This window comes from Hymenobacter lapidiphilus (assembly GCF_013377885.1).
In the GTDB taxonomy this organism is placed as follows: domain Bacteria; phylum Bacteroidota; class Bacteroidia; order Cytophagales; family Hymenobacteraceae; genus Hymenobacter; species Hymenobacter lapidiphilus.
On record NZ_JABKAU010000045.1, the window covers coordinates 18,501 to 28,208 of the forward strand.

Sequence of the window (9,708 nt, forward strand, 5' to 3'; positions counted from 1 at the left end):
TAGTGCTTTGCGCTTCGGCGTGTCCGCTTATTTTAAAAATAGTTTGTCAAGCCGACTATTCTGTTTTCGGCCTGGCTTGGATTCTCCCAGTCTCCATTTCCTAACCCCACATACATTGGCTACATCGAAAGAACCGAAAGCGCCTCAGGTGCCGACAGGGCTGCAAAAATTGCAGGCCGCTGACGAGCGGATCAACTTCGCCAAGATTAAAAAGGTTATTGAGTACCCGGATTTCCTCGACGTGCAGGTGCGCTCGTTCAAGGACTTCTTCCAGTTGGAAACGGCTGCTGAGAACCGGACCGATGAAGGCCTTTTCAAAGTATTCGCCGAGAACTTTCCGATTTCGGACTCGCGCGAGAACTTCGTCCTGACCTTCCTCGATTACCACGTTGACCCGCCCAAGTACTCGGTTGACGAGTGCATTGACCGCGGCCTGACGTATTCCGTGCCGTTGAAGGCCAAGCTCCGGCTGGTGTGCAACGACTCGGACAATGAGGATTTCGAGACGATTGAGCAGGAAGTGTTCTTGGGTAACATCCCATACATGACCGAAAAGGGCTCGTTCGTTATCAACGGTGCCGAGCGCGTTATTGTATCGCAGCTGCACCGCTCGCCCGGTGTGTTCTTTGCCCAGAGCAAGCACACCAACGGCACCAAGCTGTATTCGGCCCGCATTATCCCGTTCAAGGGTTCGTGGATTGAATTTGCCACGGACGTGAACAACGTGATGTACGCTTACATCGACCGGAAGAAGAAGTTCCCGGTTACCACGCTGCTGCGCGCCATCGGCTATGGCACCGACAAAGATATCCTCGACCTATTCGGGCTGTCGGAGGAGGTGAAGGCCGATAAGAAGAACCTCAAGAAAGCGGTTGGCCGTAAGCTAGCTGCCCGGGTGCTGCGCACCTGGACGGAGGACTTCGTGGACGAGGACACCGGCGAAGTAGTTTCCATCGACCGCAACGAGGTGCTGATGGAGCGCGATTCCGAAATTTCGGAGGAGGATATCGACATCATCCTGAATGCCGGGGCGAAGTCGGTGATTCTGCACCGTGAGAACGTGAACATCGCGGACTACGCTATTATCTATAATACCCTCCAGAAGGATAACTCCAACTCGGAGAAGGAAGCTGTGGAGCAAATCTATCGTCAGCTGCGGAACACCGAAGCGCCCGACGAAGAAACTGCCCGTGACATCATCCAGAAGCTGTTTTTCTCGGATAAGCGCTACGACCTTGGCGACGTAGGCCGCTACCGCATCAATAAGAAGCTGGGCATCGAGACCAACTGGGAGGCCCGTGTGCTGACCAACGAGGACATCGTGCTCATCGTGAAGTACCTCATCGGTTTGATCAACTCGAAGGCCATTGTCGATGACATTGACCACTTGAGCAACCGCCGGGTGCGTACGGTAGGCGAGCAGCTCTATGCCCAGTTCGGCGTAGGTCTGGCCCGTATGGCCCGTACCATCAAGGAGCGCATGAACGTGCGCGACAACGAGGACTTCAAACCTGTAGACCTGATCAACGCGCGCACCCTGTCGAGCGTGATTAACTCGTTCTTCGGTACGAACCAGCTCTCCCAGTTCATGGACCAGACCAACCCACTGGCCGAGGTGACGCACAAGCGTCGCGTATCGGCACTGGGGCCAGGAGGTCTGTCGCGGGAGCGTGCCGGTTTCGAAGTACGGGACGTTCACTACACCCACTACGGCCGTCTTTGCACCATCGAAACGCCTGAAGGACCTAACATTGGTCTGATTTCGTCGCTGTGCGTGCACGCCCGGGTGAACTCGATGGGCTTCATCGAAACGCCATACCGCACGGCCGCCAACGGCCAGGTGGATATGACGGAGAACGTGAAATACCTGACCGCCGAGGAAGAAGACACCCACCACATCGCCCAGGCCAATGCTTTGATTGACGATGATGGTAAGTTCATCAACGACCTCGTAAAAGGTCGTTTCGAAGGTGACTTCCCCGTAGTTGGTCCTGACGAGTACAGCTACATGGACGTAGCCCCTAACCAGATTGTATCGGTTGCCGCTTCGCTGATTCCGTTCCTGGAGCACGATGACGCCAACCGGGCACTGATGGGCTCGAACATGCAGCGCCAGGCTGTTCCGTTGCTGAAAGCCGAAGCCCCCATCGTGGGCACTGGCCTTGAAGGCCGCGTAGCCACCGACTCGCGCACGTTGGTCGTATCCGAAGGTGTTGGTGTTGTGGATTACGTGGATGCCAACCGCATCGTGGTAAGGTACGACCTCACGCCTGACGAAGTCCTCGTAAGCTTCGACGCTGAGCGGATTTCCTACGACCTCATTAAATTCCGTCGTACCAACCAGGATACTTGCATCAACCTGACGCCTCTCGTGAAGAAGGGCGAGCGGGTAACGCGGGGCCAGGTGCTATGCGAAGGCTACGGTACTAACAAGGGCGAACTCGCTTTGGGCCGTAACATGCAGGTGGCATTTATGCCATGGCAGGGCTACAACTTCGAGGATGCCATCGTCATCTCGGAGAAAGTAGTACGCGACGACATCTTCACCTCGATTCACATTGAGGAGTTTGAGCTGGAAGTGCGCGAAACCAAGCGTGGCGAAGAAGAGCTGACCTCGGAAATTCCGAACGTGAGCGAAGAAGCCGTGCGTAACCTCGACGACAACGGCGTAATCCGTTTGGGTGCCGAGGTGAAGGAAGGCGACATTCTGATCGGCAAAATTACGCCCAAGGGCGAAACCGACCCGACCCCGGAAGAGAAGCTGCTTCGCGCCATTTTCGGCGACAAGGCCGGCGACGTGAAGGATGCTTCCTTGAAAGCGCCGCCGTCCCTGCAAGGTGTAGTTATCGGCACCAAGCTGTTCTCGCGTCCTAAGAAAGACAAAAACCTGCGGGCCAAGTCGAAGAAGGAAGTAGAGGAACTCAAGGAAGCCTACGGCCGTGAGCTGCGCGGCATCCGTGCCATCATGGTGGAGAAGATGATCAGCCTGCTCGAAGGCAAGACGTCGCAGGGTATCAAGCACAAGTTCGGTGAGGAAATCATGTCGAAGGGCGTGAAATTCGGCAAGAAGAACGTAGCTGAGAACCTGTTCCCCGATAAGAACCCCTACCGCGACGAGAGCAACTACGCTGTTCCCGAAGAGGCCAACCTGTTCAAGGACCTCGTACTGGACGGCTGGACAGCCGATGCCCGCATCAACGGCATGGTAGGCGAGCTGGTGAAAAACTACGCCAAGCGCCGTAACGTGGTAACTGCCCGCTTCAAGCGCGAGCGGTTCACGCTGGAGGTGGGTGATGAGTTGCCCGCCGGCATCGTGCAGCTGGCCAAAGTGTACATCGCCAAGAAGCGCAAGCTGAAGGTGGGTGACAAGATGGCTGGTCGTCACGGTAACAAGGGCGTAGTAGCCCGGATCGTGCGCGACGAGGACATGCCTTTCCTGCCCGACGGTACCCCAATGGACATCGTGCTCAACCCGCTCGGTGTACCAAGCCGGATGAACATCGGTCAGATCTACGAAACTGTACTCGGCTGGGCCGGCCTGAAAATGGGTCGTACCTATGCTACCCCGATTTTCGACGGTGCAACCGAGGACGAAGTAGCCAAGGAGCTGACCGAAGCCGGTCTGCCCGATTGGGGTCGTGCTTACCTGCACGACGGCCTGACGGGTCAGCGCTTCGACCAGCCTGTAACGGTGGGTGTTATCTACATGCTGAAGCTGGGTCACCTGGTGGATGACAAGATGCACGCCCGTTCGATCGGACCGTACTCGCTCATCACTCAGCAGCCGCTGGGTGGTAAGGCTCAGTTCGGTGGTCAGCGCTTCGGCGAGATGGAAGTGTGGGCTTTGGAGGCCTTCGGCGCTTCCAACGTGCTCCAGGAAATCCTGACGGTTAAGTCGGATGACGTGGTAGGCCGGGCCAAGGCGTACGAAGCCATTGTAAAAGGCGACGTGCTGCCCAAGCCTAATATTCCCGAGTCATTCAACGTACTCATCCATGAGCTGCGCGGTTTGGCCCTGGAGATTACGCTTGACTAAGTATTCGAAAAAGGAGCTACCGCCGTTTCGCCGGTGGTAGCTCCCGCTTCGGATGTTAAGGAGTGACTCAACTGTTGCGGGCGTCGTGCCGAGATACGGTCAGCACGATACGCAAGCCTGCCAGGGATGGTCGCACTAAGCTTCGGTTTGCTAAAACTGGAGTGGTTACCCATCAGACCTGACGAAAATCTACTGCCCGGCGTACCTATCCGACTGGCAGAGCACTTTTAGCAGAGTCGAGCTGTTACGGTATTTTCGCCTCGCTTAAGCGGCGCGGATTTTCCCTGACAGATAAACAGCCAACAGCTAACAGCTTCCCTACATGGCGTTTGCAAAAAACAAGAAACTGGTCCAGGACTTCTCGAAAGTGACCATTTCGCTGGCCTCGCCCGAATCCATTCTGGAGCGGTCGAACGGCGAAGTCATCAAGCCTGAGACTATCAACTACCGGACGTACAAGCCCGAGATGGGCGGCTTGTTCTGCGAGCGGATTTTCGGTCCGGTTAAGGATTGGGAGTGCCACTGCGGCAAATACAAGCGCATCCGTTATAAGGGCATCATCTGCGACCGTTGCGGCGTGGAGGTGACCGAGAAGAAAGTTCGCCGGGAGCGGATGGGCCACATCGAACTGGTGGTGCCCGTTGCGCATATCTGGTACTTCAAGTCGCTGCCCAATAAAATCGGCTACCTGCTGGGCCTGCCCACCAAGAAGCTCGACCAGATTATCTATTACGAGCGCTACGCCGTTGTTCAGCCAGGTACCTTGGCCGAGGAAGGTGTGCAGCAGCTTGACTTCCTGACCGAAGACGAATACCTCGACATCATCGACAAGCTCCCCCGCGAGAACCAGATGCTGCCGAACGATGACCCGAACAAGTTCATCGCCCGCATGGGTGCCGAGGCGCTGCAAATGCTGCTTGAGCGCATCAACCTTGATGAGCTGAGCTATTCGCTGCGTGACTCTGCCGCTACCGAAACTTCGCAGCAGCGGAAGGCTGAGGCCTTGAAGCGTCTGCGCGTGGTGGAAGCTTTCCGTGACGCCGCTACCCGCGTAGAGAACAAGCCCGAGTGGATGGTTATCCGCATGGTGCCTGTTATTCCGCCGGAGTTGCGCCCGCTTGTTCCGCTCGATGGTGGCCGTTTCGCTACCTCCGACCTGAACGACCTGTACCGTCGCGTTATTATCCGCAACAACCGCCTCAAGCGCCTGATCGAAATCAAGGCTCCCGAGGTGATTCTGCGGAACGAGAAGCGCATGCTGCAGGAAGCTGTGGATTCGCTGTTCGACAACTCGCGCAAGGTGAATGCCGTGCGTGCCGAAGGCAACCGCGCCCTGAAGTCGCTGTCCGATATGCTGAAAGGCAAGCAGGGCCGTTTCCGTCAGAACCTGCTTGGTAAGCGTGTTGACTATTCCGGTCGTTCGGTTATCGTGGTAGGCCCCGAGCTGAAGCTGCACGAGTGCGGTCTGCCCAAGAACATGGCCGCCGAGCTGTTCAAGCCGTTCATCATCCGCAAGCTCATTGAGCGCGGTATCGTGAAGACGGTGAAGTCGGCCAAGAAAATCGTGGACCGCAAGGACGCCGTGGTATGGGACATTCTGGAGAACGTGCTGAAAGGCCACCCAGTGTTGCTCAACCGGGCTCCAACGCTTCACCGTCTGGGTATCCAGGCGTTCCAGCCGCGCCTCATCGAGGGCAAGGCTATCCAGCTGCACCCCCTCGTTTGTACAGCTTTCAATGCTGACTTTGACGGTGACCAGATGGCGGTACACGTGCCCCTGGGCCCGGCCGCTATCCTGGAAGCCTCCATGCTCATGCTGGCCTCGCACAACATCCTGAACCCCGCCAACGGCGCGCCCATTGCGGTACCGTCGCAGGACATGGTTTTGGGTCTGTACTACGTAACCAAAGGCAAGCGCAGCACCGAAGGCGAGAGCATCCAGGGCGAAGGCCGGGTGTTCTACTCCGACGAGGAAGTGGTAATTGCTCTTAATGAAGGCCAGCTCTCGAAGCATGCCTACATCAAGGTACGGACTCCGATTCGCGATGAGGATGATAACCTCGTAACGAAAATCATCGAAACCGTTGCCGGTCGTGTGCTCTTCAACCAGCTCGTGCCCCGCGAAGTAGGTTTCGTGGATGAGCTGCTGACCAAGAAGAAGCTCCAGCAGATCATCTCGATGGTGTTCAAGCGTACGGGCATGGCCCGCACCGCACAATTCCTCGACGACATCAAGACGCTGGGTTTCCAGTCGGCTTACAAGGGTGGTTTGTCGATGGGTCTGGGCGATATCCAGATTCCAAAGGAGAAGGACGAGCTGATCAAGCAGGCGCAGGCCGACGTTGCTGCGGTAACCCAGAACTACCAGATGGGTCTGATTACCGACAACGAGCGTTACAACCAGGTTATTGACATCTGGACGCGCATCAACAACCAAATCACTGAAACCCTCATGGGTCGCCTCGAAAAGGAGGACCAGGGCTTCAACTCGATTTACATGATGATGCACTCCGGTGCCCGTGGTTCGCGCGAGCAGATTCGTCAGCTCGGCGGTATGCGGGGTCTGATGGCTAAGCCGCAGAAGTCGCTGCAGGGTTCGATTGGTGAGATTATCGAAAACCCGATTCTATCCAACTTCAAAGAAGGTCTGGATGTAATCGAGTACTTCATCTCGACCCACGGTGCCCGGAAGGGTCTGGCCGACACCGCTCTGAAGACGGCTGACGCCGGCTACCTGACCCGTCGTCTGGTAGACGTTTCGCAGGACGTTATCGTGAACGAGCCCGATTGTGGCACGTTGCGCGGTATCGAAACCTTCGCTCTGAAGGATAACGAGGACATCGTGGAGCCTCTGGCCGAGCGTATCCTGGGCCGTGTGGCAGTACACGATATTGTGGACCCGCTTACCGACGAGGTTATCCTGACGGCTGGCGACGAAATTACCGAGGAGATTACCCGTCGCGTTGATGCTACTAGCATCGAGTCGGTGGAAATCCGTTCGGTACTGACCTGCGAGAGCAAGCGTGGTATCTGCGCCAAGTGCTACGGCCGTAACCTGGCATCGGGCCGCATGGTCCAGCGCGGTGAGGCAGTAGGCGTAATTGCCGCTCAGTCGATTGGTGAGCCCGGGACCCAGCTTACGCTGCGTACTTTCCACGTAGGTGGTACGGCCTCCAACATTGCGGTGGAAGCCAGCATTCGCGCTAAGTTCGCGGGTGAAGTGGAGTTCGAAGACATCCGGACTGTGGAAACGGCCAGCGCCGATGGCGAGGCCGTTAGCGTGGTAATGGGTCGCTCGGGCGAAATCCGCATCGTGGACAAGGAAACCCGCAAAGTGTTCATCTCGAACCACGTGCCTTACGGTTCGTTCCTGCTCGTAAAAGAGGGTCAGGAAGTCGAGAAGGGCCAGGAACTCAACAACTGGGACCCCTACAACGCCGTTATTCTGGCCGAGTTTGACGGTGCCGTTGTGTATGACGCCATCACGGACGGTGTTACCTATCGTGAGGAGTCGGATGAGCAGACGGGTCACCGTGAGAAGGTGATTATCGAATCCAAGTCGGCTAAAGATCAGAACCCCGCCATCATCGTGCGCCCCGGCAAAAAGGGCGACGAAGAAGGGCAGAAGGGCTACAGCATTCCGGTAGGTTCCCACCTGAACGTGGAGAACGGCCAGAAAATCAAGGCTGGTCAGATTCTCGCCAAGATTCCGCGTGCCGTGGGCAAAACCCGCGACATTACCGGTGGTCTGCCCCGCGTAACGGAGCTGTTCGAAGCCCGCAACCCGTCGAACCCGGCTGTAGTGGCCGAAATCGACGGTGTAGTAACCTACGGTACCGTGAAGCGTGGTAACCGTGAAATCTTCGTCGAGTCGAAAGACGGTGTCAAGAAGAAGTACATGGTGCCGTTGTCCAAGCACATTCTGGTGCAGGACAACGACTTCATCCGGGCTGGTTCGCCGCTCTCCGATGGTGCCATCACGCCGTCCGATATCCTGAGCATTCAGGGTCCGGGCGCGGTGCAGGAGTACCTCGTGAACGAGATTCAGGAAGTATACCGCTTGCAGGGTGTGAAAATCAACGACAAGCACATCGAGGTGGTAGTCCGCCAGATGATGCAGAAAGTTGTGATTCTCGATGCTGGCGACACCTCGTTCCTCGAGCATCAGGTAATCGACAAGCTCATTTTCATGGAGGAGAACGATACCATCATTGATATGAAGGTGGTAACGACTGCTGGGGATTCGAGCAACTTCAAGCCCGGCCAGATTGTAACGGCTCGTCGCCTGCGCGACGAGAACAGCAGCCTGCGCCGCCGCGACCTGCAGTTGGTGGAAGTGCGCGACGCTCAGCCATCCGTTTCCCGTCCGACGCTCCAGGGTATCACCCAGGCGTCGTTGGGCACCCAGTCGTTCATCTCGGCCGCTTCCTTCCAGGAGACGACCAAGGTGCTCTCGGAAGCCGCCATTCGTGGCAAGGCCGACGAACTGCTGGGCCTGAAGGAAAACGTGATTGTGGGCCACCTCATCCCGGCTGGTACCGGTCTGCGCGAGTACACCCGCCAGATTGTGGGCTCGAAGGAAGAGATGGAAGCCGCCCAGGCTGCCAAAGCCGAAGAGGCTGCCGCTCCTGTGAAGCGCCCGTCGCGCGCCAAGCGCGAAGTTTCGGCAGAGTAATCTCCGAAAGTGAGTAAATGAGAAACCCCAGCCGAAGCGATTCGGCTGGGGTTTCTCATTTTTTGCGGCCAGTAATAGATTTGAAGGAAATCTGGCTGTAATACTTTCTTTGCACTTAGTTTGGTTTTGCATCAACAAAATAGACAGATGGTCAGACGTACTATCCTATATCGAGTATCTGGAGTAGTGACTGATGTGACTCTATTCAGCCTATTCGTATTGTCAACAGTTTGGTCTGTAGGCGTAATACTCGTGTTTATCGAACACTATCATAATTTACAGCAGCAGTCCGCATATGAAGAATATCATAGGCTATTTAGCGACCCTGATATGGTTGAGGCATTACAAAGTAGTGGACACAACGAGCCCAGCAAACCTGTGGTTCTATCGCCGATGTATAAAGAGCTGTCTTCATTTCTCATGTTTTTCCCACTCGGTTATTGGAGCTTCCTCTTGAATCCAATTTTGGCCATAGTAATTTTAGTCTTCAATTCTCGGCTTCTACTCAAAAGATTGAAAAGCCTAGCTATAACCCCATACAAATGAACCAACCTACCGAACCCCAGAACACCGACGCGGCACAGCCCCAGGACCCGAACGCCATCAATATCGAGCTATCGGAAGAAATGGCCGAGGGCGAGTACGCCAACCTGGCCATGATTGCGCATAGCAGCAGCGAATTTGTGATTGACTTCATCCGGTTGATGCCGGGGGTTCCCAAGGCGAAAGTGAAGTCGCGCATCATCCTCACGCCCGAGCACGCCAAGCGCCTGCAGGCAGCCCTGGCCGAGAACATCGAACGGTTCGAGCAGGCCAACGGCTCTATCAAACCCCAGCAGGATACACCCGCTTACCCGATGGGTTTCGGTGGTACAATGGGTGAAGCCTAGAACGACGTAGAGGCGGGGCTTGTCTCCGCCCGCCGTTGAACGATTCGGTTACGGGCCGTTGTACCAACCCAGCGGCGGGCGGGGACAAGCCCCGCCCCTACGTCGTT

The 9,708-nt window shown here is 56.3% G+C and carries 3 protein-coding genes; all 3 read left to right on the forward strand.

Annotation, left to right across the window (positions count from 1 at the left end):
• Positions 1–160: 160 nt before the first annotated feature.
• The 3 genes from rpoB (at position 161) to HW554_RS17650 (ending at position 9,601) form a co-directional block, all read left to right on the forward strand.
• Positions 161–4,036: a DNA-directed RNA polymerase subunit beta gene (gene rpoB / locus HW554_RS17640; RefSeq protein WP_176909886.1), complete on the forward strand. Its 3,876-nt coding sequence runs from the start codon at positions 161–163 to the stop codon at positions 4,034–4,036.
• A gap of 322 nt (positions 4,037–4,358) precedes the next feature.
• On the forward strand, positions 4,359–8,711 hold the full coding sequence (rpoC, locus tag HW554_RS17645) for a DNA-directed RNA polymerase subunit beta' (RefSeq protein WP_176909884.1): 4,353 nt from the start codon (positions 4,359–4,361) through the stop codon (positions 8,709–8,711).
• A gap of 542 nt (positions 8,712–9,253) precedes the next feature.
• Positions 9,254–9,601, forward strand: a complete 348-nt coding sequence (locus HW554_RS17650) for a DUF3467 domain-containing protein (protein ID WP_176909885.1) — start codon at positions 9,254–9,256, stop codon at positions 9,599–9,601.
• The last annotated feature ends 107 nt before the right edge of the window (positions 9,602–9,708 follow it).